16 protein-coding genes and 2 pseudogenes are annotated in these 24,432 nt (G+C 62.7%); 4 read left to right on the top strand and 14 right to left on the bottom strand.

Annotated elements, in window-relative coordinates:
* Window positions 1-299: 299 nt before the first annotated feature.
* On the bottom strand, window positions 300-494 hold the full coding sequence (locus tag AB4Y34_RS04655) for a M35 family metallo-endopeptidase (protein ID WP_368715359.1): 195 nt from the start codon (window positions 492-494) through the stop codon (window positions 300-302).
* A gap of 91 nt (window positions 495-585) precedes the next feature.
* Here AB4Y34_RS04655 and AB4Y34_RS04650 point away from each other — a divergent pair.
* Window positions 586-1,537: pseudogene (locus AB4Y34_RS04650) on the top strand (IS5 family transposase).
* 649 nt (window positions 1,538-2,186) lie between these two features.
* Window positions 2,187-2,645: a hypothetical protein gene (locus AB4Y34_RS04645; protein WP_368715430.1), complete on the top strand. Its 459-nt coding sequence runs from the start codon at window positions 2,187-2,189 to the stop codon at window positions 2,643-2,645.
* Window positions 2,646-3,432: 787 nt separating this feature from the next.
* On the opposite strand, the gene xdhC is transcribed toward AB4Y34_RS04645, so the two are convergent.
* The 3 genes and pseudogenes from xdhC to xdhA form a co-directional block, all read right to left on the bottom strand.
* On the bottom strand, window positions 3,433-4,044 hold the full coding sequence (gene xdhC, locus AB4Y34_RS04640; RefSeq protein ID WP_368715358.1) for a xanthine dehydrogenase accessory protein XdhC: 612 nt from the start codon (window positions 4,042-4,044) through the stop codon (window positions 3,433-3,435).
* A 30-nt stretch (window positions 4,045-4,074) separates the two neighbouring features.
* A complete protein-coding gene (gene xdhB / locus AB4Y34_RS04635) occupies window positions 4,075-6,444 on the bottom strand; it encodes a xanthine dehydrogenase molybdopterin binding subunit (protein ID WP_368715357.1) in 2,370 nt (789 codons plus the stop codon).
* A gap of 33 nt (window positions 6,445-6,477) precedes the next feature.
* A pseudogene (xdhA, locus tag AB4Y34_RS04630) lies at window positions 6,478-7,994 on the bottom strand (xanthine dehydrogenase small subunit).
* A gap of 387 nt (window positions 7,995-8,381) precedes the next feature.
* Here xdhA and AB4Y34_RS04625 point away from each other — a divergent pair.
* Window positions 8,382-9,593, top strand: a complete 1,212-nt coding sequence (locus AB4Y34_RS04625; protein ID WP_368594632.1) for an MFS transporter — start codon at window positions 8,382-8,384, stop codon at window positions 9,591-9,593.
* A gap of 19 nt (window positions 9,594-9,612) precedes the next feature.
* On the opposite strand, the gene AB4Y34_RS04620 is transcribed toward AB4Y34_RS04625, so the two are convergent.
* The 6 genes from AB4Y34_RS04620 to AB4Y34_RS04595 form a co-directional block, all read right to left on the bottom strand.
* Window positions 9,613-10,902, bottom strand: a complete 1,290-nt coding sequence (locus tag AB4Y34_RS04620) for an oligosaccharide flippase family protein (RefSeq protein ID WP_368715356.1) — start codon at window positions 10,900-10,902, stop codon at window positions 9,613-9,615.
* Window positions 10,903-10,926: 24 nt separating this feature from the next.
* Window positions 10,927-12,663: a hypothetical protein gene (locus AB4Y34_RS04615; protein ID WP_368715355.1), complete on the bottom strand. Its 1,737-nt coding sequence runs from the start codon at window positions 12,661-12,663 to the stop codon at window positions 10,927-10,929.
* A gap of 57 nt (window positions 12,664-12,720) precedes the next feature.
* The gene (locus tag AB4Y34_RS04610) at window positions 12,721-13,638 is read right to left on the bottom strand and encodes a glycosyltransferase family 2 protein (RefSeq protein WP_368594634.1); all 918 of its coding nucleotides are present in this window, start codon (window positions 13,636-13,638) and stop codon (window positions 12,721-12,723) included.
* A 157-nt stretch (window positions 13,639-13,795) separates the two neighbouring features.
* The gene (locus AB4Y34_RS04605) at window positions 13,796-15,001 is read right to left on the bottom strand and encodes a hypothetical protein (protein WP_368715354.1); all 1,206 of its coding nucleotides are present in this window, start codon (window positions 14,999-15,001) and stop codon (window positions 13,796-13,798) included.
* A gap of 4 nt (window positions 15,002-15,005) precedes the next feature.
* Window positions 15,006-16,106 carry a glycosyltransferase gene (locus AB4Y34_RS04600; RefSeq protein ID WP_368715353.1) on the bottom strand — a complete coding sequence of 367 codons (1,101 nt, stop codon included), beginning with the start codon at window positions 16,104-16,106 and terminating at the stop codon, window positions 15,006-15,008.
* 142 nt (window positions 16,107-16,248) lie between these two features.
* A complete protein-coding gene (locus tag AB4Y34_RS04595; RefSeq protein ID WP_368594637.1) occupies window positions 16,249-18,468 on the bottom strand; it encodes a GNVR domain-containing protein in 2,220 nt (739 codons plus the stop codon).
* A gap of 221 nt (window positions 18,469-18,689) precedes the next feature.
* Between AB4Y34_RS04595 and AB4Y34_RS04590 the strand changes: the two genes are divergently transcribed.
* On the top strand, window positions 18,690-19,073 hold the full coding sequence (locus tag AB4Y34_RS04590) for a hypothetical protein (RefSeq protein ID WP_368715352.1): 384 nt from the start codon (window positions 18,690-18,692) through the stop codon (window positions 19,071-19,073).
* A gap of 396 nt (window positions 19,074-19,469) precedes the next feature.
* Here the strand turns inward: AB4Y34_RS04590 and AB4Y34_RS04585 are convergent, their stop codons facing one another.
* The 4 genes from AB4Y34_RS04585 to AB4Y34_RS04570 all read right to left on the bottom strand — a co-directional run bounded on the left by AB4Y34_RS04585 (window position 19,470) and on the right by AB4Y34_RS04570 (window position 24,035).
* Window positions 19,470-20,714 carry a glycosyltransferase gene (locus AB4Y34_RS04585; protein ID WP_368594638.1) on the bottom strand — a complete coding sequence of 415 codons (1,245 nt, stop codon included), beginning with the start codon at window positions 20,712-20,714 and terminating at the stop codon, window positions 19,470-19,472.
* Window positions 20,715-20,806: 92 nt separating this feature from the next.
* Window positions 20,807-21,691: a polysaccharide deacetylase family protein gene (locus tag AB4Y34_RS04580; RefSeq protein ID WP_368715429.1), complete on the bottom strand. Its 885-nt coding sequence runs from the start codon at window positions 21,689-21,691 to the stop codon at window positions 20,807-20,809.
* A gap of 61 nt (window positions 21,692-21,752) precedes the next feature.
* Window positions 21,753-23,006 (bottom strand): FAD-dependent oxidoreductase, encoded by a 1,254-nt coding sequence (locus tag AB4Y34_RS04575; protein ID WP_368715351.1) that lies wholly within the window; start codon window positions 23,004-23,006, stop codon window positions 21,753-21,755.
* Between the two features lie 39 nt (window positions 23,007-23,045).
* Window positions 23,046-24,035, bottom strand: coding sequence for a carboxylate--amine ligase (locus AB4Y34_RS04570; protein WP_368715350.1), 990 nt, complete (start codon window positions 24,033-24,035; stop codon window positions 23,046-23,048).
* Between the last annotated feature and the right edge of the window lie 397 nt (window positions 24,036-24,432).

Genomic DNA, 24,432 nt, shown 5'->3' with positions numbered 1-24,432 from the left:
TTACCGCTCCAGCGCAAGAAATCAAATTGCTCCAACACCGCTTCACCCGCCATTAGGCGAGCTCGAGCCAATTCGGTTGGATTCTGCTCGCTTTCCTCTGCATGCCCGCTTACTAGCGTTGTCTCTTTAGATTTGTGGTGCGCGTAGGTAATCTTTTGGTCAGCTACCCAGTTGGCGAGTCGCAAGACCTCATCAACGGGGATAGCTGCACTATTTGGTGGAAAGTAGATGTCGAAATTCTCTCCAGGCATACATGCGAAAACATGTCTTGATATCAGAAGCGAAACGATGGCATAGAACTACGCATTGTAGATGACGTATCCGGCGATGCTATCAGCGTTATCGATTGCCTGTTCAGGGTTCGTCTTGCCCAACGACAGGCACTCGTCCATAAAGTATTTCCAGTCTTTGGTTCCCATGGTGTCCTGAAAGTGACTTGCCTCATGAATGAGCGTGGAAACGATCGAATCCTTGTCCCATGAGAAATCACGCATTGAACAGAAATCTAAGGACGGTCTGCAAAAGTCCTGGCGTTGAAGTCTGGTTGTCCTATCCTGGAAGAACGCGAATGAAAGGAGTTCCTCGATGACACAGCTCGGTCTTGGCCTGGATCTTTCAACGAAACGCACGCGCAAGCGGGAATTTCTCGATGAGATGAGGCGCGTTGTGCCATGGTCGAGGTTGATTGCGTTGATCGAACCGCAGTATCCGAAGGGTAAGACTGGAAGGCCGCCGTTTCCGGTTGCGACGATGCTGCAGATTCACTTCATGCAGCAGTGGTTTGGGCTTTCTTACCCGGCGATGGAAGAGGCGCTTTATGACGTGCCGCTGTACCGTGAGTTTCCGGGGCTGGACGAAGGTTGACGCGTTTGCCGGACGAAAGCACGATTCTGCGGTCCCGCCACCTTCTCGAAACGCACGGACTGGCCGCGCGGATGCTCGCCCTGGTCAATGAGATCCTGAGTGAAAAAGGCTTGATGTTGAAGGCGGGGTCAGCGGTCGATGCGACCTTGATTAGCGCACCGAGTTCGACAAGGAACGGCTCTGGCAAACGGGACCCGGAGATGCATCAGACGAAGAAAGGAAATCAATGGTACTTCGGTATGAAAGCGCACATCGGCGTGGACGCAGAGTCGGGTCTGGTCCACACCGTCGTTGGTACGGCGGCCAACGAGCACGACATCAATGCGGCCGAAGCGTTGTTGTACGGCCAGGAAAAGGATGTGTATGCTGACGCCGGATATCAGGGTATTGAAAAGCGATGTCAGGCTAACCCGGTACGCTGGCATGTCGCGATGCGACCGGGCAAGCGTCGACAACTGGACCTGACCAATCGTCTGGACGCGATATACAACCAGATTGAGCGCCTGAAGGCTGGCGTGCACGCCAAGGTTGAACATCCGTTTCGCGTGCTCAAGCAGCAGTTTGGTTACACGAAGACCCGCTACCGAGGATGGTGAAGAATACCGCGCAGATCACGACACCGTTTGCGCTGGGCAACCTCTGGATGGCGCGCAAGGCTTTAAGCAAAGCGTGAAACGCCCGGCGCATCAGGCCGTGAGTCTCGGCACACGAAGGTAATCATGGTCCAAAAGCTGGACGACCAACCTGCTAGCAGACTCTGCGGCCGATACGCTCAACGTGAAAAAGATCGGCGCTCTGAAAACATGTTGTGCAGATTCCCTAAGTGAATAGCGATCGTGTGCGTTTTGGTGTCCGGCACGCATACTTCGGCGACCACGCCGGATCTTACGGGGTTGGGTACGCATCCCAGCTATCTTGTCGTACCAGGTTCCCATCGGACGAAATTGTCACCGGTCAGCCCTCCCAACACGCGACTAATTGATGTTAAGCCACTCGCGAGCAGGCTTCTTACCGACTCGTCGCAATAGCCAAACCATGCTAGTACCCGTTCCTGATCTGACGCAGACCAGCGTGCCACATCCTTTAAGCGTGTCTCTACGAATCCTACGGCACGATCCCTGCACTTCCAAACCATCTCGCGAAAGTCTTTGTTTGACATGTTCGGGCATATCTTGTCGGTGTTGATTACGACATCTTCCATTGACGCCGGGTTTGTATTAGTGACTGCGCCAGAATGAACCAAGAACCACTCTTCATTTTCCTTTACCTGAAAACTGTATGGCCTTATCTCGATTTAAAGCGGTTGACCGTGGTCCGTGTTGATGGTCAATTATCGTGGTATTGCCAAACAACTCTTGAGTTCAATGGAACAGCAGAGGCAGGAAAACAAAGGGACGGACTGGACAGTTGAGGAAGTGTGCGCACTTTGCCGCATTACCTATTCGATTTATTCCAAGTTCCCGCCGTTGCCGTCGGCACCAGCCTTGAATGCCGAAACCGGCGAGTTTTTTCCGTTTGAGAGGGTTCGTAAGCTGAAATCCGGTTATGCCATGGCCGAAACCTTGGGCTACGAATGGGCGTGCAACTGTCGCGGACGCCCGCAGAAGCGTTTCGATGAAAAATTCAGGCTGAAGGACCGCAACGGGCGCGCGCTCGCAAACGTCCGTTACCGGATCGACACACGCGGAGGCAAGTTTATTACCGGCACAACCGACGCGGTAGGAAGGACTCTGCGTGTACGGAGCTACGTTGCATCGGATCTGAAAATTTACACTTCATGAGCAATCGGAAATGAATGATTTTGGCGAAAAGAATAAATACCGTTTTGACAAAACATGACGATGATGTCGCACATCTCAATTTCTATTGCATATTCTTGCTGGCGCTGGATGAAAGAAATGGCAATGACCCGCCGGGATTTATTGTGGAAACTGATGTCGGTTAGTGGCTGTGCCTATTCGATGTACGTTTGCACTGAACAACAGGACGACTTAACTTCGTACTGCTCGGCTTTGGCACGGTCACGGCCTATTCAGGCCAGATGTGGGGAGCGACAATCCAACGGCACCGGCGATCCCGGATATTCGCTCGCATAAGGCTGGCTTGCCGGTCCCGGGTTCCGCGTTGCGCGCCTATCGAACGGTGGACGTTCGATGAAAGGACGACTTCGGCGCATTGCTTGCATGCTCGCGTATATCGCTGCATCGCTTATCGGCGGTTGGTTCCTCGGGGCGTGTATCTCTCACACGTCGCTTTGGATTCGAGAATGGCTATGGAACGCGATGCGCGCCGCCGTTCGGGCAAGTGGCATCGTCGCTATCTACAACGAAGACGACGCTGAAACGCATGGTCTCTTGCTCTAACAATCGCGTCCTGAGTGCTGGTCGCGCTTGCGTTGGACGTCGCATGGTTTGCTGTTACCCGTATCCTTCGAAAGCGGCTGGCATAACAACGCGTTGAGCGAGACAAGGCCGTGCAGAGATGTGAACTGCCTCTTCTAAAAGAGAGGGGCCGGCGCATGAGCCCCGCGCCCTCGAACACTCGCGCAAGCCCTTCGCGCCGTGCGGCCTAAACCGTGATCTGCTCCGTTGCGCGGGCAAGGCTCGCGGCCTGCCGCGTCCTCACCCGCAGCAGTTGCGCGCACACCGCGATCGCGATCGCCGCGGGCGCCTTGTCGACGATGCCTTCGACGCCGATCGGACAGGTCATCTCCGCGAGCCGCTCCAGCTCCACGCCTCGTACGAGCAAACGCCGCTCGAACTTCACGCGCTTCGTCTTCGAGCCGATCATGCCGAAGTAGCTGAAATCGCGCCGTCGCATGATGCGCGCGGCGAGCGAAAAATCGAGCGCATGGTTGTGCGTCATCACCAGAAACCACGCGCCGGGCGGCGCCGCGTCGACGATCGCATCGGGTGTGTCGGTCGCTTCAACCTGCACGTTGGGCGGCGTTTCGTCAGGGAACAGCTCGTCGCGTTCGTCGACCCACTGGACCACGCACGGCAGGCCGCCGAGCAAATGCACGAGCGCATGGCCGACATGCCCCGCGCCGAACAGCACGATATGCATCGGCGCGGGCCGCGCTGCCAGTTCGGACGCGACGCTACGCCGGCCGATCCGCACCGGTGCGGCATCGTCTATGGCGCCGGTGCCGTTCAGATAATTGTTCAGGCGTGTTTCCATATCGCGCTCCCGCTCGTCCGCCATTCGCCATCACGCCTGCCGAGCGGCCGCGGTCGCGGCGCGCACCGCTCCGACCGCCTTGAGGATTTCCTCGCTGGTCGCGGGCGCATTGAGCGGCGGATTGACCCGGTGGCCGCCCACCGCCGACACCGCGTCGCGCACCGCGAAGAACACCGAGAACGGCAGCAGCAGCGGCGGCTCGCCGGTCGCCTTCGAACGATGGATGCTGTCCTCCACGTTGCGGTTCTTGAACAGCTTCACGTTGAAGACCGGCGGCACGTCGTTGACGGTCGGGATCTTGTACGTCGACGGCGCGTGCGTCATCAGCTTGCCGCCCGCGTTCCACCACAGTTCCTCGGTGGTGAGCCAGCCCATGCCCTGAATGAACGCGCCTTCCACCTGGCCGACGTCGAGCGCCGGATTCAGCGAGGCGCCCACGTCGTGCAGCGCATCGGCGCGCAGCACGCGCATTTCGCCGGTCAGCGTGTCGATCACGACTTCCGACACCGCCGCGCCGTACGAGTAGTAATAGAACGGCCGGCCTTGCAGCTTCGACTGATCCCAGTAGAGCTTCGGTGTCGCGTAGAAACCGTCGGACCATAGCTGGATACGCGCGAGATAAGCCTTCGCGATCACTTCCTCGAACGGCACGGCGAGCTCGCCGACCACCACGCGATCATGCGCGAAGCGCACGTCGCGCGCGGTCACGCTGCCCGCGCCGTAGCGCTCGGCCGCGAAAGCGGCGAGCCGCTCGCGCAACTGGCGCGCCGCGTCCTGCGCGGCTTTGCCGTTCAGATCGGAGCCGGTCGAAGCAGCCGTCGCGGACGTATTGGCGACCTTGCTCGTATCGGTCGCGGTCACGCGAATGCGCTTGAAGCCGACGCCGAGTTCATGCGCGACGACCTGCGCGACCTTCGTGTTCAGCCCCTGGCCCATTTCGGTGCCGCCGTGATTCACGAGCACCGAGCCGTCGGTGTAGATATGGACGAGCGCGCCGGCCTGGTTGAAGTGCGTGACGTTGAACGCGATGCCGAACTTGACCGGCGTCAGCGCGAGGCCCTTCTTGAGGATCTCGTTGTTCGCGTTGAATGCGTCGATCTCCTTGCGGCGCGCGCGATAGTCGCTGGTCGCTTCCAGTTCGTCGATCAGCTCGTGAATCACGTTGTCGTCGACCACCTGGCCGTACGGCGTTTCGTTGCGCTCGGTCTTGCCGTACAGATTGCGGCGCCGCACGTCGAGCGCATCGATGCCGCACGAGCGCGCGACGTTGTCGAGGATGTACTCGATCGCGAATGCGCCTTGCGGACCGCCGAAGCCGCGAAACGCCGTGTTCGACTGCGTGTTGGTCTTGCCGCAGAAGCCGTCGATCGATACATCCGACAGCCAGTACGCGTTGTCGAAGTGGCACAGCGCGCGCGTCATCACTGGGCCCGACAGGTCCGCGGAAAAGCCGCAGCGCGAGGTCATGTCGACCGCGACGCCTTCGATCACGCCGTCTTCGTCGTAACCGACTTCGTACGTGTAGTGGAAATCGTGGCGCTTGCCGGTCACCATCATGTCGTCGTCGCGATTGGGGCGCAGCTTGACCGGGCACAGCAGCTTCCATGCGGCGAGCGCGGCGCAGCAGGCGAACAGCGCCGACTGCGATTCCTTGCCGCCGAACCCGCCGCCCATGCGCCGGCATGCGATCAACACGTTATGCGATGCAACGCCCAACGTGTGCGCGACGAGGTGCTGCATTTCGCTCGGATGCTGGGTCGAGCAGTAGACGTGCATGCCGTCGTCATCCTTCGGCACCGCGTACGAGATCTGCCCTTCCAGATAGAACTGCTCCTGGCCGCCGAGCAGCATCTCGCCGGCCTCGCGATGCGCGGCGCGCGCGATCTTAGTGCCGGCATCGCCGCGCGCGAGCTTCATCGGCGGCAGCACGAACTGGTTCGCGGCGCGCGCCTGCTGCGCGGTCAGTACCGCCGGCAGTTCCTCGTAGACCACCTCGGCGCGTCGCGCGCCGAGCCGCGCGGCCTCATGCGAGCTGGCGACCACGATGAACATCGGCTGGCCGACGTATTGCACGACGCCGTCGGCGAGGATCGGATCGTCGCCATGAACGATCGGGCCGACGTCGTTGGCGCCGGGGATGTCGTCGGCGGTGAAGACCGCGACCACGCCGGGCGTCGCGCGCACTCGGTCGAATGCGATCGACACGATCTTCGCGTGCGCCTTCGCCGACAGCCCCAGCGCCGCGTGTAGCGTGCCGGCCACTTCGGGGATGTCGTCGGTGTAGGTCGCGCGGCCGCTCACGTGCAGATGCGCGGACTCGTGCGGACGCGACACGTGCACCTGGGTGAACTCGTCGAGATCCTGAAGCTCTTTCAGGAACGGTTCGGCTTGCTGGTTCATTGTTGGGTCTCCGTATCCGTGGACGCGCGGCGCTCAAACGCTCGCGCCGGCCGGCGCGACCGCGCGCACATCGAGCGCGCTCTTCGGCAGCGGCTCCCGCGCGCGCGTTTCGAGCCAGAAGCGGTACAGCGTGTTCTTCGCCGCTTCGAGGCGGTAGTCGCTGGTCGCGCGCACGTCGGTGAGCGGCGCGTAGTCGTTGCCGAGCGCGAGCATTGCGGCCTGCGCGGTCGCCTCGTGCCAAGCGGCGTCGCGCAGCACGGCTTCGGCATTGAGCGCGCGCTTCGGCGTCGCGGCCATACCGCCGAACGCGATGCGCGGCTCGCGGATCACGTCGCCGTCGGCGATGAACGAAAACGCCGCGCACACGGCCGAGATATCCGAATCGAAGCGCTTCGACAGCTTGTAGGTGCGAAAGCGCAGATTCTTGCGCGCGCCGCCGCGCGCGGGCACCTTCAGGCCGACGACGAACTCGTGCTCGGCCATGTCCTTCTTCTGATATGCGAGGTACAGGTCTTCGAGCGGCATCTCGCGCTCGATGTCGCCGCCGCGCACGATCACGCGCGCGCCGAGCGCGATCAGCCCCGGCATCGAATCGCCGATCGGCGAGCCGTTCGCGATGTTGCCGCCGAGCGTGCCGGCGTTGCGGATCGGCAGCGACGCGAAGCGCTGCCACATTTCGGTCAGCTCCGGATACTGCTTCGCGATCTCGGCATACGCTCTTTCGACGCTGACGCCGGCGCCGATTTCGATCCAGTCGTCATTGGTTTCGAGCTTTTGCAGCTCGGCGATCTGCCCGACGTAGACGAGGTTGCCGAGTTCGCGCATCTGCTTGGTGACCCACAGGCCGATATCGGTGCTGCCCGCGAGGATGCGCGCGGCCGGTTCCCGCTCCTTGAGCTGCGCGAGCGCCGCGACCGTGCGCGGCGCGGCGAAGCGCTGGCCCGCGTGCTGGTACTGGAACGTGTCGTCGCGTTCGAGCGTCGCGAGCGTGTCGGCGAGCGCCTTCACGTCGAGCGGCGCTTGCGGGGCGGGCGCGTCGAACATGCGCTCGGCCGCATCGACGATTGGCCGGTAGCCGGTGCAGCGGCACAGGTTGCCGGTCAGCGCGTGCCGATCGCCTCGCGCGACGGCACCGTGCGATTCGCGCAGCCATGCTCGTGGCCGTGCTTCTCGTAGAGCGCCCACATTGACATGATGAAGCCCGGCGTGCAGAAGCCGCACTGCGAGCCGTGGCAATCGACCATCGCCTGCTGCACCGGATGGAGCGATCCGTCCGGCTGGCGCAGGTCTTCGACCGTGAAGAGCGCGCGGCCGTCGAGCGTCGGCACGAACTGGATGCAGGCGTTGACCGCCTTGAAGTCGACGCCGCCCGCCGCATTGCGCTCGCCGATCACGACGGTGCAGGCGCCGCAGTCGCCTTCGGCGCAGCCTTCCTTGGTGCCGGTGCAATGCGCGTCTTCGCGCAGATACTGCAGCACCGTACGGGTGACGGGCGCGTCCTGGATTTCGCGGATCGCGTTGCGGTGATAGAAGCGAATCGGCTCGGTCATGTCTCGGTGCTCTCGTGTGTTCGGTGTTCGCGCGGACGCGCCGCGTCGATGGTTTGAAAGCTATCACCGTCAATAAACGCAACCCATAGCCTGAATCACATGGGGGACATATTCGTGGCGCGATATAGAACTGGATTTGCGCGCGGCAACGCTTATGTTGCTCTTGTGATTTTTCCGTATTTTTATAGTTTTTGCGGACGAAATGACATGCTCTAGCGCGGTAAGCCAGCCGTCTCGCCAGAAAATCACGCGGCCAACGCGCGAAAACGGACCTTTACCGAGTCGCGACCCGCCATTCGCTCGTCCCGTTTTTAGGCAAGCCCTGCAAAGGAATCGGTTCCATGGGACAATCACGCCTCCTCGCCGATTTCAAGTCTCGTTTTCCCGATGTCCACCGACTCCGCGCCCGCCCGCAGCGAATTTGCGACGACCCTACAAATCATTCCAGTCGTCTTTTTCACCTTTCTTTGCTACCTCGCGATCGGAATCCCGCTCGCGGTGCTGCCCGGCTACGTGCACGGCGACCTCGGCTACAGCGCGGTGCTGGCCGGCGCGGCGATCAGCGTGCAGTACCTCGCGACGCTCGCGTCTCGGCCGCTCGCGGGCCGCTCCGCCGATACGCTCGGGCCGAAGCGCACGGTATCGATCGGTCTGCTCGGCTGCGGCGCGAGTGGCGTGCTGCTGCTGCTCGCCGCGCTGGCCGGTTCCTGGCCGGTGCTGAGCCTCGCGCTGCTGGTGTGCAGCCGCCTCGTGCTCGGTTTCGGCGAGAGTCTGTGCGGCACCGGCGCGATCCTGTGGGGGATCGGCCGGGTCGGCACGTCGAACAACGCCCGGGTCATTTCGTGGAACGGCATCGCAACCTACGGCGCGCTCGCAATCGGCGCGCCGCTCGGCGTGATGATCTCGCGCTCGATCGGCTTCACCGCGCTCGGCATCCTGGTGATCGCGCTGGCAGGGCTCGGCTATTACCTCGCGCGTCTGATCGCGCCGGTGCCGGTCGTGCACGGCGAGCGGATGTCGTATCGCAGCGTGTTGACGCGCGTGCTGCCGCACGGCATGGGTCTCGCGCTCGGCTCGGCCGGCTTCGGCTCGATCGCGACCTTCATCACGCTGTTCTATGCGGCGAAGCACTGGCCGAACGCGGCGCTGTCGCTGACGCTGTTCGGCACGCTGTTCATCGGCGCGCGCCTGCTGTTCGCGAACACGATCAAGACCTACGGCGGCTTTCGCGTCGCGATCGCATCGTTCTCGTTCGAATGCGCGGGTCTGTTGATGCTGTGGCTCGCGCCCGAGCCGCATATCGCGCTCGCGGGCGCCGCGCTGACCGGCTTCGGCTTCGCGCTGGTATTTCCGGCGCTCGGCGTCGAGGCGGTCGGGCTGGTGCCGCCGGCGAGCCGCGGCGCGGCACTGTCCGCGTACTCGGTGTTTCTCGATCTGTCGCTCGGCATCACCGGGCCGCTGGCGGGGTATATCGCCGGGGAGTTCGGTTATGGCTCCGTGTTCCTGTTCGCCGCGCTCGCGGCTGCCGCGGCGGTCGTGCTGTCGACGGTGCTGTATCTGCGCAACGCGAAAGTGACCAATCTGTCCACCGCGCAGTGAACACCGTCCGTCTCGGCGGCTAATCCCTCTCCGCGGCCATCTCCTGCTTGATCGCCGTCTGCGAGCGCACCGCGATCTGGCCGTGATTGATCCGGCTCGACAAGTTGTACACGCCGATCAGCATGAACAGCTCGGTCGCGGCCACCGAGCACGCGGTGCCGACGCCGCCCCAGAAGTAGATGCTGATCGGCGCCTGCACCAGATGGAACAGCGCGCCGTAGAGATAGATCCGCTTCAGCAACGACTGATTGCCCGACGCGATCACCGTCAACATGACCTGGGTCGTCGTCATGCCGACGATTGCCGGCACGAACACGAGGACGCGCAAAATGCGGAACGTCTCGCCGAACGCCTCGCCGAGAAAACGTCCGACGAACCATTCGCCGAGCACCGTAAAGCCGACCAGGATCAGCACCGCCGACGCCGCGAACGCGAGCATGAAGCCGCGGTTGACCTTGTGGATATAGCCGAAGTCGTTGCGCTCGTACGCGACGCAGATCTTCGGAAAGAACGCCTGGATGGCCGGCGCCGTGCACGCGCGCAGCGCGTTGGTGAGTCGCTCGGCCGCCACGTAATAGCCGACCGCACCCGGGCCGCTGATCATGCGCAGCATGATCACGTTCGCGTACATGTACACGGACGTCAGCGCCGAGCCGAGAAAGATGTGATACGCCTCTTTCGCCTCGGCCATCACGTCGGCCCAACCGACCCGCACGGTCAGCAGGATCTCGCGCTTCCAGATCAGCGCGCCCATCAGGATCAAGCCGCACACGAAGGTCGGCGCATATTGCAGCGCGGCCGCGAGCATCACGTCGTCGCGAGTCTTCACGAACAGAAACAGCGGAATCAGCAGACCCACGCGTGTGGCGAGCAGCGTGCCCGCGAGCACCGGCAGGCGCTGCGTGCCTTCGTAGAAGCAGCCGGGCGTCAGCACGCCGCCCCAGATCACGAGCGAGCCGAGCAGCGTCGCACCGCGCTCCTGCGGCGACATGTGAGCGGCGAATGCCCAGATGACCAGCACCAGCGAGCACAGCAACGCGAGAATCGCGCGGCCGATCGTAGTCGACCAGTAGATGCGGTTCACGACTTGCGGATTGCCAATGTGCACCGCCACCTTGCGTGCGCTCGACAGACCGAAGCCGAAGTCGACGATGACGAGAAGAATCTGCGAAATCGATTGCGCGTAACCGATCACACCCAACCCGGCCGGCCCAAGTACGTGCGACAGATACGGCAACGTAACGAGCGGCAGCACGTAGTTCAGCGCATACACCGAATACAGCGCGATGATGACGTTTCTCGTCGACACAATCGTCCTGTTTGCAGTTAAATCTCAAGTCGAAAAAACAGAATACGACACGAAAGCAGGTTCACTTAGTGCGACATCGATCTTGTTGTAGCGATCGTCTTCACTATTTGCGTTCAATACCGCGCTCTTCACCGCATTGCCGATCAGATTGCTCACGACGGTCTTGTAGTTGGCGTCGCTTGCGTCGGTTGCGAACAGGATTTCGGCGAGTAGAGCATGGCCGCGTGTGGCCGCACGCAGCACCACGCGGCCCGAGGTCGAGCGCAGCACGTTGATCGAGATGCGCGTCGTCTCCTGCGAGACCGTCTGGTTGCCGCAATGCAGTGCTGCCGCGACGCCGCCGCGTTCGTAGCCGACGCCGAGATTCAGCGCATGCACGAGGCTCGCGTCCTTGCCGCCCGCGATCGCGCCGCCGCCCGGATACGCCTTCGCGTAACCGACGATCGAATCGCCGGCGCGATCGCCGAAATTGCCCTGAATCGTGATGCCGTCGAGCGGCGTGCTGCCCGGCGCGGTCGAACTGCCGTACACGAACTGCGGGCCGTCGCAGCCGGCGTTCTCGTCGTCCTGGCCGGCACGATAGCGATTGCCGACGATCGTCGCGCCCTGCTGGTAGTCGATCTGGATGTGGCAGCTCTGACCGGGCGGCACATCGAGGTACGACGGATGGCCGCGCGTCGAGAACTTCCAGCGGCCGATCTTGCCGTCGCCGCCGCAACCGTTGCGCGAGAAGTAGTTGCCGTTCACCACCTTGCCCCAGTTGCCGCTCTTCATATAGACGCCGGCAAAGCCATTGCGATCGAACACCGCGCCGACGATCAGCGACTCCGCGCCGAGAATCACGCCGTGACGCGCATTCCATTCCCAGCGTCCGCCGATCACCTGCCAGAAGTTGTCGACGATATCCGCGCCGGCCGTATGGCAGAACATGCCGATGCAGTTGATCAGCGAGCCGTCGGTGTGCTCGGTCGCGTAGAAGCCGCGCTCGCACATGTACGCATAGCAGCGCTCGAGCGTCGACGTGACGCCAAGCTCGTAGCCCGCGCGCGAAAAACCGATCGCGGTGCAACGACTCGCTCCGGCCGACGTGCCGAAGTGAATGCCGATCGCCGTGTTGCCGGTGTGCGCCGGATAGTTGGCGAGGTAGTAGATGACCTTGTCGTAATGCGCGGGCCGCACCTGCACATGCTCGACGAACGCCGAGTCGCCGAGCTTCAGCGCCGCCGACGTCGGGCCGCCCGCGTCCTGTCTCTCCAGCACGGTCGCCCCCATCGCGATGTCGGTGATCACCACGTATTCGCCGCCGCCGTCGCCGCGCAGTCTCGAACCGTTCGCGGTGGTCAAGTCGCCCGTGTAACGCCAGATGCCGCGCGGCAGATACAGCCCGCGCGCGCCGCTTGCGAACGCCTCCCGGAGTTCGGCGCCGACATCGTAGCCGGACGCGCCGCGCTGGATCGCCGCCAGCCTGCGCGGATCGACGAAGCGCGCGACGCTGACCTCGAGTCCCGCGACGATGTCGCTGACCGTCTTCAAGTAGCTCGGCGCGACCGGTTCCGATGCGGCACGCTCGGGCACGGACGCGGCGACGCGCAGGATGCCGCCTGCGCCGTCGGCCGCGCCGTTCCCCGCGGTCGCGAACGCGACGGGCGCGCGCGGCGCGTGCCCGGTCGCGCGCGCGATGCCCAGATCGGCTGCGCTTGCACTGGCCCCGGCCAGGCCGCCGAGCAGGAACGTCTTGAGCGCCTGTCGCCGGGTTTTCATCTACCCCTCCCCCATTGCGTTACTCCTGCTTTTTTCACGTCGATACGGCGCGAGGCGTCACTCGACCGTGATGCTTTGCGCCTGCTCGGCGGCCGCCGCACGCGCGCTCACGGCGGCCATCGGGACCGGCAGCGCACGCGCCTTCGCGCCGCGCATCAGGCCCTGCACGCCTGGCGGCCTGAACAGCGGCACACGATACTTGCGGCTGAAGCGCCACAAGCTGTTCATATGCCGGCGTCCCGCCTTGCTGAGGAAGCCCGCTGCCGACGCGCGCTGATGCTCGTGCGTGAGCCGCGCGCCCGGCACGCACAGCACGCGGTAGCCCGCCTGCCAGATGCGCGCGCAAAAATCGACATCCTCCATATAGAGGAAGAAGTGCTCGTCCATGCCGCCTAGTTCGCCGAACAATGCGCGCCGCACGATAAAGCCCGTGCCCAGCACCCACTCGGCTTCGAACGGCGTGCCCGCGGCCCACGCTTCGCGCATCATGTGGATGTCGATGCGGCGCTTGAACACGCCGAGCCGCCCGAGCGGCGAGCGCCGGCCGAGTATGTCGAGCACCGAATAGAAGCGCCGCGCGGAAAACTGCCGCTCGCCATCCGGATAGACCAGATCGAGACCGACGAGGCCGACATCCTTCTCCGTCTCGAACAACTGCACCGCGTTTTCGAGCGATGTATCGACGAAATAGGTGTCCGGGTTCAGCACGAGCACGAGTTCGCGCAGACAACCGACCATGCCGAAATTGACGCCGGCTCCGAAGCCGCGATTGATCGACGTTTTGACGAGTCTCACTCCTGTCGGAAGCGTCTCCCTCAGATAGGAAAACGAATTGTCAGGTGAAGCGTTGTCCACTACGACGATGTCCTCCTTATCCGCAATCGAAAGTTCCAGCACGGAGCGCACGCAATTTCCGACCAGTTTCGGCGTGTTGTAATTGACGATCACCACACTGATCATTCCCTTCAGGTTCATCCCCACCTCCTGCTTTGCATCAGGTGTTCGTGGAATTACCCCCAAACACGGCTTTCCAGTTCGTTCACCATGCTTCGCGCTCGTCGCGCGCACTATCGACTACCCACTGCTCGTCCGCGCGATGCGGACGATCTGGCATGCACTGCCTTGCGGTTCGCTACGCGCTGTTTCGACGCGGTCCGTCCACGTAATCGAACACCGGCAATGTCATCAGGATGAAGACAAACGGAATCACTTCGATCGATTGATAGAAGAGCGTTTGAAATAAAGCGGCCCATACACACAACGCAATCCGGCTTGCGCTGCTCACGAGTTTCGTCACCGATATCAGCACGCCGTAATAGAAGATCGCGCCCATCAGGCCGATATTCAGAATCTGCTGCAGCACGCTCGATTCGACGACGCCGTACTCCTGTTTCACCGGTTCTGGCGCCGAGTTCGTGACGAGCCCGAAGTACGTGCCAGCGATCGCGTTGACCGGCAATCCGAGCGACTTGGCCTTTTCCCATGCTTCGGTGCGGCCGTCGTTGCCGTCCGATTGCAGGTCGGTCGCGCCGATCATCCGTTCGGTGCCGACGTTGACGACACTATCGTTCTGACTGCTCACCGCGACGCCGAAGATCATGATCGCCATCGTCGCAAACACGGTGGCGACGATCAGCTTCGCGTTTCTCGTGATGAACTCGATCGGTCCTTGCACGAACGCGAGCCCGAATGTGCCGAGAACGATCAGCATGCCGCTGCGCGACAGTGCCGAGAAAATCGCGAAACTTAGCACCACGCATGCGATGCCCGACAGCACGTTCTTGCGCACCAGATAGTCGACGCCGCACAGCGACGCGGCAATCGCGACGAATAGCGGGTAATGCAGATAGCTGCCGGTCAGCGACGGCGCGCGCAGATTGTCGAAACCGTAAGTCGCGCCGGGCAGATCGATAGGGAACACGTTCTGCTGCTGCGCGAGCGCGACGCCCGCCTCGATCAGCGCGATCAGCACGAGCCCGACATAGGCGACGCGGGGCCGCACGAAGCGCCTTTGATAGTTCGAGATCGCGTAGAAATAGATGAACAGCGTGAAGATGAAGACGAACAGATAGGACAGCCCGAGCTGATCGGTGAGCGCGAGGGTCGCGACGATCGACAGCCCGATCGAGAACAGCATGCCCACGAGCAAGCCGAACGAGAGGCGTCCCTGGTCGCGGAAGTAAGCGGCGATCGCCGTCGGCGAGATGTACCACACGAGCAGCCCGACGATGCCGCCGACCTGGATCAGATAGGCGGCGTCCTTGCCGATCAGATACTCGAGCACGCCGCGCGATGCGCACAGCACGACGGCCAGCAGATAGGCAATGGTGGCGATCATGGCGTCACGCCTGATACGCCACGGAGGCGTTGAGGTTGACCGGTTCCCCGCGGTAGATGCGCTCGATCACGTGCTGGAACTCATCGATCTCGCAGACGTTGAGCAAGGTGCCGTCATGCTCGACGCCTTCCGCGCCGAGCGGCGTCGACACGACCGGCAGTTTCGCCGCGAGCATTTCGAGCGTCTTGAGCTTGACGCCGGCGCCCGAGAGCAGCGGCACCACGCCAATAGCGGCGGCCTCGAAGTACTTGCCCGGATTTTCGACGAAGCCGGTCACGCAGATATCGTCGCTATTGAGGCGCTTCACGCGCTCGCTCGGATCGGAACCGACCACGAACAGCTTCAGTTGCAGACCGCGCCGGCGCAGCGGCAGAAAAATCGTGTCGATGAAATTGAGCAGCGCCTCTTCGTTTTCGCGGCGTTGCATCGCGCCCCAGAACAGGATGTTGCCTTTCTCGACCGTGTCTTTCGAGCGCCGCACTTCCTTCAGAAACGCCGGCAGCGAGATCGGCACGACCTGCACCGTGCCGACCCCGGGGTACAGGCCGTTGATCAGCTGCGCGTCCTTGCTCGACAGCACGAGCACCTTGTCGGCCAGCTTCAGCAGACGCTGTTCGAGCATGAAGGTCTGCCGTGTAAACAGCCATCCTTCGATGGACTTGATGCGCAGCATGACCTGGATCTGCACGTCATGCGCGCACATCACGATCTTCACGCCGTCGTGGAAACGCTTGCGCAGATTCTGCGCATACGTGAAGCATTGCGAGAATTCGAGCCGCACCGTGTCGTAACGGTGCCTGTCGACGAGCTCGCAAAGGAACTTGCCGATCGCGGGCTTATAGCGCGAGAACAGGCGCGGTGAAAACGCCAGCGGGTTCGCGAGGAACGACGGAATCAGGTCGAACCGGCTCACGTACTGAATGTAGACGTTGCGCACGTTCGCGCGAAACTCGATGTCTTTTTCGTCGACCGGCACGCGCGACACGATCAGCACGTCGAGCTCCGATTCCGCGCTCAGTTTGATCAGGTAGTCGTAGGCCAACCGGTGGCCAGCTTGCGGCGCGTTTTTCTGAGGCAGAAAAGGCGTGACAAATAGCTGTTTCATCCGAGTAGTCCCTTGCCTGTACGGTGTGCGCTCGGCAAGCGCGGCCGTAAGATCCCTTCGCATTGCTATGTTGGTTTTCTGATCGGTCCATTCGGGCGCTACGCCCCGCACCGCGGGAGCGTCACGAACCACGCGCCCGGGTTTATCGGTCGTACGGTTTGTAGATGTAGGCCGCGTAGCGATAGCGTCCGTAACCGTAGCTGTAGCGTCCCGGCCGCATCTTCAGTCCGTTCATGATCACGCCGCGCACCGGCAGGCCGACCTTCTGCATCTGGCGGACCGACTCACGCAGCTCGCCGATACCCGTCACTCCCTGACGCGCGACGAAGAACGTCGTACCTGCCACGCACGCGAGCCGCACCGCATCCGCGGCGAGCAGCACCGGCGGTCCGTCGAGCAGCACGACGTCGTAGCCGGTCGCGACCTGGCGCAGCACCGACTCGAGCCGGGTGTTCGACAGCACGTCGCTCGGGCTCGCCACCTGGCGGCCGCTCGCGATGAAATCGACACCTTGGAAACGGGTCGCGCGAATCAGCTCTTCGGGGCGGTACGCGCCCTGGATCAGATCGGACAGGCCGGGACCGCGATCGCCGCCGAGATGCCGATGCAGGAAGCCGCGGCGCAGGTCACCGTCGACCAGCAGCACGCGCTTGCCGGTCGCACCGATGACCGCGGCGAGATTCAGCGACACGAACGACTTGCCGATGCCCGGCGTCGGGCCCGTGATCAGCACGATATGGTTGCGCGCCTTGGTCATCGTGAATTCGAGCGCGGTGCGAAAGCCACGCAGACTTTCGATCGCCGGATCGATCACCGCTTCACCCGCGAGCACGAGCGCCTTCGATTCCGGACGGCGACGGCTATGCGCGAAGCGCTCTTCCTGACGGCTGAACGGCACGCTCGCGTAGACCGGCAGCCCAGTGCGCAGCTCGACTTCGTACGGATCGTCGATCGCATCGAACAGACGCTGACGCACCAGCGCGATCACCGAGCCGACGAACACGCCGATCATCATCGCGCCGATGATGATCAGGAGCGGCTTGGGCCGGACCGGCGTATCGGGCGCGACGGCGCCGTCGACGATGCGCACGTTGCCGGCCTTGCCCGCCTTGATCAGCTTCAGTTGTTCGAGCGTATTGCGCAACGACGTGTCGAGTTCGGTGCCGACCTGCACGTCGCGCTGCAGGCGCAGCACGTTCTGTTCGAGCGGCGGCAGCGACTGCGTCCGGCTCGCGAGATCTTTCGCTTCCTGTTGCGCCGCGCGCAACTGCGCGTTGACCGACTGCACGGCCGGATGCTGGTCGGTGAAGCGCGACAGCAGTTCATTGCGCTTCTGCTGGAGTTCCGCGAGCCGCGTCTGCGCCTGAACCGACAGCTGCAGCAGGTTGGTCGCTTCCTCGCCGAGATCGACGGTGCCATGCTTCGCGCGGAAGTCGTTGAAGCGCGTTTCCGAATCGGAAAGCTGCTGGCGCATCTCCGGAAGCTGCATTTCGAGGAAACGGATCGAACGCTCCGCTTCCTCGGATTTGCGCTTCAGGTTCTGGCTCACGTATTCGCCCGCGATGGTCCCGAGAATCGCGCTGATCTTATTCGGATCGCTGCCTTCGAGCGACACGCCGAGGATGTCGGACTCCTTGCCTTTTTCGGAGATCGTCAATTCCTTGCGCAGCTTTTCGGTCGTCGTCAGCGCGGACTGGCGCCGCACCTCGAAGGTCGCACCGGGCTTCGCGTCGATCCGGTCGACGACGAGCGTAAGCGGCCCGTAGTTGGTCGTCGCGTTCAGCGCCTGGCCGACCGTGCCTTCGAGCTTCAGCTTGCCGTATTGCAGTTCGTAGCTCGATCCCTCGCCCATCCTCAGCACGAACGGACGATCGAACAGCTCTTCCGGCACATCGAATTTCGACACTTTGATGCGCTCGTTGCCGTACACGTAGCCGTGCGGTCCCGGCGTCGACAGATGATCGGAATGACGGGCGAGCCAGCGGCCGAACAGCGGGAAGTAGCGCGGTGCCGCTTCGATGTCGAGATTGAGCTTGTCGACCGCGCGGCCCACCACCATGCGCGAGCCGATCACCTGGGCCTCGCCGGACGTCGCGGTCTTCACGTCGAACATCGCGGACACGTCGCCGATCACGCTCTTGGACGAGGTACCTGCGTTCTCCTCGACCTGCACCAGGATGTCAGCGCGATAGACGGGTTCGGAGAACACCGAATAACCGATGCCGAGCGCGACCGCGATGGCCGTCGTGAGGGCAATCAGCTTGCGGTTGTCATACAGCGCATCCAGATAGTTCGCGAAGCCTGCCGGCGGATGTTCGCTGTTGTTGTTCCGGCTATCGAATGGTGCACTGCTTTGGTTCATGCGAGTTCTCCCAAAGTCCCGACGGTTTCCCACTTCTTCCCGGCGCCCGAACCGGCACGTCGCCGCATCCAGTCACGCCCGTGTCCGATCGAGCCGACCGCCTCGATCGGACGGGGGTAGCCGATTTACGCCACATCGGCTACCTTTGTGTGTAACAGCACCTATGCGAGCTCGGCTCTTTTCCCTAACATCGCACCACTCGCGTTCTTACGGAGACCGAAATGAAAAAACTTCTTGCCGCCGTATTACCGGTATTACTGACTGCCCAGGTGGGCTACGCCCAGAGCATCGTGTCCGCCTCCTCTTCCGCTTATGCCCCGCGTTATGTCGCCAAGCACTCGCAACTCGACGCGATGACGCCTCATGCGGCCAGTTCACCGACGCTCTACGGCTCTCCGTCGGATCTCGCGTACGCAAAAAAGAACCGCTATGTCGCGCCCAACGTGTACACCCAAACTAAAAACAGCCTTCCGAAGCAGAAACGTACAAGCGTTGCACAGCCTGTCCGCGGCAAGAACTCAGCGGACCCCTACGGCAGCGATTTGTGGAATTCAGACCAGACCTACGCGTCTCCCGAGACCTCCGAGCCCTACAGCGTGCGCTGAGCTGTAGCGCATCACCGTCTGGATCCCCCGTATCGCCGATGTGGCCGCTTGCGGCCACATTCCTGTTTGGGTTGAGCTGACTGCCGGGCCCGGTAGAGATGTATCCCCGATTAGCCGCGTCTCGTCCGCCGTCTTTCCACGCAAACGCTCACGACATGCACATGCTCTTGTTTTGATGAGTCGGCCGTTTCGTCGGCGCGCTACAACGCTCGATAAAAAGCCTTTCTTGGCAATCATAATATTCAGAGAGCCCGTCCTTACAACGTTCGGCAGCGCACACAAAGCCGATTGCTACAGGATTGCTTCAGACAAATCACGCAATAAAAAACGCATGTTTAAAGCGACGATAACCGTGTGGATATACACGCCGTTCGCCACAATCAGCGCCGACTATTTTCAGGGCGCCGGACGCGGATTATCTGCATAACGCGCGCGCCGGCGCGACGGCGCGTTGGGCGCCGAGCTTTCGCCGATGTGCATGATTTCGGCCAGACGCCGCGCGTAATGCTCGGGCAGATATTCTCCGACGTCGTACTTTCTGTGCTCATCGGCCAGATGAACGGCCAACTCGCCGAGCGCCTGTTTCAGACTGCCCGGATCGAACTTGAACTTGATCTTGTTGCCGACCGATTCCGCGGTCACCGCCATGCTGCCGCCATCGCGAATCAGCACCGGCAGGCCGAGCATCGCCGCCTCGACGACGACGAGGGGCGCGTTCTCCGCGCCCACCGACGGCACGACCACCGCATCGGCGAACTCGCGCATCGCGGGAAACAACTGCTGCTGCGGCATCGTGCCGAACAGGATCAGCTTGCGCTCGGCGATCAGCGACGCGTAGCGTTCTTCGATCGCCGCGCGATCCGGCCCGTCGCCATACACGCCGATGCTATTGATGCGTTCGAAGCCCGCCGCCTCGCAGAGCGTCAGAAATTGCATCAGGCCTTTCTCGGGCGAGATCCGTCCGACGAACGCGATGTTGAAGCGTTCCTTGCCACGCACCGTGACGATCGGCATCGCGCTCGGTACCGCCGACGGATTGTGCACGATCACCGTGTTCTCGATGCCCACGCGATGCAGCGCCTGCTGCATGAACAGGCTCGGGCACAAGATCCTGTCGAACACGCGCGCGGGCTGATAGGCCGCGCGTACCGCATGCCACCATGCCTTCGTCATCAGATCGTGCATGAGGCCCTTCGGCGTCGGCCGCAACGTGAGGACCGCGCGGGTGCGCAGCACGTCGAGCGGCAGAATGATCGGCCGCTTGTCCTTGTCGAAGTACTGCAGCGACGGGTTGTAGTAGACGAGGTGATAGTCGTGGCAGGTGTGATACGCGCGGTAACCGAACTGACGCTGGTTGTGCGCGATCACGCTGAGAATCGAAGGCGACAGCACGTTGTGGTAGTTGTGCACCATCAGCCGATGCGGCCGGAAACGGTGCAGCGTCTTTTCGAGCGCGCGCGCGGCGGTCGTGTTCCAGGAGCGCGTCAGCATCGTCGAGCGGCCGGAAAACTGGCTATCGTCGAAACGCTCGACCTCGACGCCGCGCAGCGTGCCCAATAGCTCGGCCGATTGTTGATAGACCACTTCCGCGCCGCCCATGTGCGCGTAATCGTTGATCACCAGTACCCTGCAGCGCTGCATGTTCCCCTCCTGTTGTCTGCCTCTCGTGCCGTCTCGCGAAGAACCCGGACGGCTTGCCCGGACCAATCGCCTGGTCCGGGCGCTCCCCCTGTTCAAAACTGCGGAAACTTGCCGCGCCAGCTGCCCCCCTCGCGCAGATAGCGCAGAAACAGCGCAATGCCACTCAATTGCGCCGCGAAGCGCAGCGTCGACGCCGCATCGTCGATGATGATCGTGCGCAATCGGTACGGATCGGTGTGCTGATCGTTCCAGCCGATGTCGCAAGTCCGCGCGGTTTTGAAGCCCGCCGCGCGCACGAACTCCACTTCGCGCTCGCCATAATTGCCGTTCGGATACGCGAAGTGCTCGCACGGCCGTTGCAGCAGCGCCGCGATTTCACGGCGGCTGTCGCTGATTTCGGCCTCGCTTTCAGCGTCGCTGCAATGCGTGAGGATCGGATGGAAGCGCGTATGCGCCTGGAAGTCGACGTGCTCGCGCATCGCCTGCATCTGTTCGATCGACAGGCCGGTCGGCCGGTCGTCGCCGTCCTGCTGGTAGCCTTGAGCCGCGAGCGCGGCGAGGCGCTCTTCGTTCGTCATGCGCTTCAGACGTTCATGGCCGACGCGCAGCGAACCCGGATGCAGCCACCAGTGACTGCGCGGCCGTCCGACGATGCGGCTGCACAGAAAGATCGTCGGGCGCACCTTGTGCTTGATGAACACCGGCAATAGCTTCGCGTTGCCCACGTGGCCGTCGTCGAGCGTGATCGCCACGCGCGGCCGGCCGCGGCCGGGCGCGCTGACGTCGGTCAATGGCACGAACTCGCACAGCTTGCTCAGATAAGTCAGATGACGGTCGAGCGTGTGCGGATCGGGATCGTGATAAAGCAGCACGGCTACGCGATCGCGCCACAGCAGCTTGCGCGTGCACCACGCGAGCCCTGACATCAACACGAAGCCCGCGAGCATCTCCTTCACGAGCGCTTTGTAGCGCTTCATGCGGGGCCCGCGGTAGTGATCGGACAGGCGCGAGCGCACAGACGCGCCCGTTGTTTGGGTCTTATTCACCTGAGCGCTCCGGCATGGGTGCATGGGCGACGGGCCACGCGCGTTGCCGCGAGCCCGCTTTCAACGAGCCGACAAGATGCCGCGCCACGGTCGGCGACGCGTGCTTGGTTCCATAGACGAAGCGCATCACGGGCCCGAAGCTATGCGCGGATGCGGGTCCGATCACATAGAGGCCGCGCACGCGCGTTTCGTAGTGCGAGTTCAGGTCGGGCATGCCGCCTTCATTCGAAATCGCGTCGGCCAGATCTTTCGACAGGAACGCGTGCTGGCGCATGTCGGTTTTGAAGCCGGTCGCGGCGATCACGTGATCGGCGCTCACGCGTGCTTCCTTGCCGTCGGTCAGCACGTTCAGAACGACGCGGTCGTTTTCGATCGCCGCGGAGCGCACCACGGTGCGATGCGATATCTGTACCTTGCCGACCACGCGATCGTGCAGCCACCACGCGCCAGACGCGCCATACGTGTGCTCCATGATCAGCTTGCGGCGTCGCGGGTCGAGCATGTGGAACACGCCGGGAAACTCGGACAGGAACAGCGACCGCCAGCCGCGCCCGAGCCCCGCGTCGGGCCCCTTGATGCGCGACAGGATGTTGCGCCCGCCGTGCGGCCGCTCGTGCCACACCACGCTGCTCTCGCGCATCAGCACGTGCGCGCGTGCGCCGAGCTCATTGAGCAACGCGGACAGCCCGAGCGCCGACTGCCCGCCGCCGACGATCGCAATGTCCTTGCCGCGCGCCCATTCGAGGTTGCCGTACAGCTCCGAATGCGACGCATACTGCGGCGGCAAGCCCTGCAGCGCCGGCGGAGTTTGCGCGAAGCCCTTCAGGCCGAGCGCGATCACGACCCGGCGTGCGGCGACCGAGCGGCCGTCGCTCAGCGATAGCTGGAACTGATCGCCGACGCGGCGCAATGCGAGCACATCGACCGGCTGGATTTCGCCGACCAGATTCGACTGGAACCACAGCCCGTACTCGACGAAGGTCTCGAGCGGCAGCGCCATGCCGAGCGGCCGGTAAGGCAGGCCTTTCAGGCGGCAGAAGTCTTCGACGGTAAAGCCGCTGCGCGGCGCATGCATGCTCGACGCGAAAGCTTCGGAGCGCAGCAGCATGCCGGGCGGCATGTAGTTTCGCCACGCTCCCATCGGTTCCCCGAGGATCTGGTGATCCACGCCGGCGGCCTTCAGATGCGCGGCAAGAGATGACCCGTACGGCCCCGCGCCAATGATGATGGTATCGGTCCAAGACATTGCTGGTCTCCAGGGGGAACGGCTTTTTTGTCGTTAGCGTCAGGCTTTCGCCTGACGCGACTCGGGCGCCCTGATCGCTTTTTTCCAGCTGCGCTTCATGCGTCGGAGCGGATTCATCACGACATAGTGCTGCAGCGCTGGCAACGGATCGTTCCAGCGGAAATAGCCATCGAAGATTTTGGTGCGTTCGCTCAGCAGTTCGGGCGGCGGCCGGTCGGAAAACGTCGCGCGCCACGCAACCGGTAGCCGGCTCAGGCGCTCGGCTGGCAACGGCAGGCCGAGTTCATGGCGGTACGCGGCAAGCGGAATGTTGACGCCGCACAGCGTCGCGATCTCCTCCTGCCAGTCCGTGCGGCCGACCGTCGGCTCGACCATCACGAACTCGTTGTAGTTATCGTCCCACTTGTACTCGATGCTGCCCATGCCGTCGAAACCGGCCGCCTCGGCGAAGCGCCGCGTCAGCGGTTCGAGCGTCCCGCGCGCTTCGGGCGCGGCCACGCAGATCGCGGTGTTGCCGATGCCCGGCGGCGAGCTCAACACCTTGCGGCCGGTGAACATGCTGACCATGTTGCCGTCCGCGCCGCGATAGAACAGCGTGAAGTGGATGTTGCTGTCGGGACCTTCGATCCACTCCTGCGCGATGATTCCGCCTGGCGTCGCCAGCATCGCGATCGCGCGACCGCGTGCATGCTGCAGCGTGTCGACGCGCACCGCGCGTTCTTTCTCGCCACGCAGCACATTGCGCTTGTCGTCTGGTTTCAGCACGCACGGGTAGCGCAATTCGGCCAGCCGTTCGATGTCGGCAAGCTTTTCGAGCACGACCGAGCGCGGCACCGGAAAGCCGTGGCTCTGTGCGAATTCGTGAAAGCGCGCCTTGCTCGACAACATCTTGACGGTGTCGTCGGCGGGCAAACGGAATCGATACCAGTGCGACAAAGCCAGCCGATTTTCCGACACCGCATGCACCGCGTCTTCGTCGGTCAGAATCAGAACCGGCAGACGATCGAACCGCTTGCCGAGTTCGATCATTTCGTCGACGAATATTTTCCCAACAAAACTTTTTATCTGATGCGCATGAACGTGTCGGCACCACGTCGCCGCGTGGCTCCTCGTATCGACTGCGACAACCGGAACGCGGGCCTGCGCGAGCGATCGCGCCACCCCCAGTCCGTTCAACTCTGCTCCAACAATAACCCCTGCCGATTGACCTGAGTCGTATGCGCTCGCCATAGTGTCGATTTCCTTGCTTCGTACGTGCATGGTCCCTCGAAGACATGCTTCGAGCTCCACGCGATCGAACAATCGAATCGGATAGAAATCCTTTTTTATCGCCCCGCGGGGGCGCCCGGGCGTTAAAGCCATGTTTCGGCGGAAAGCATGCATGAGCGCGGCAGGCGCGTCCTGGCACGCGCCGTGTGTCGAATCA

Source organism: Paraburkholderia sp. BR10954, assembly GCF_040965775.1.
Lineage (GTDB): Bacteria > Pseudomonadota > Gammaproteobacteria > Burkholderiales > Burkholderiaceae > Paraburkholderia > Paraburkholderia youngii.
This window is presented reverse-complemented; position numbering and strand designations above follow the sequence as displayed.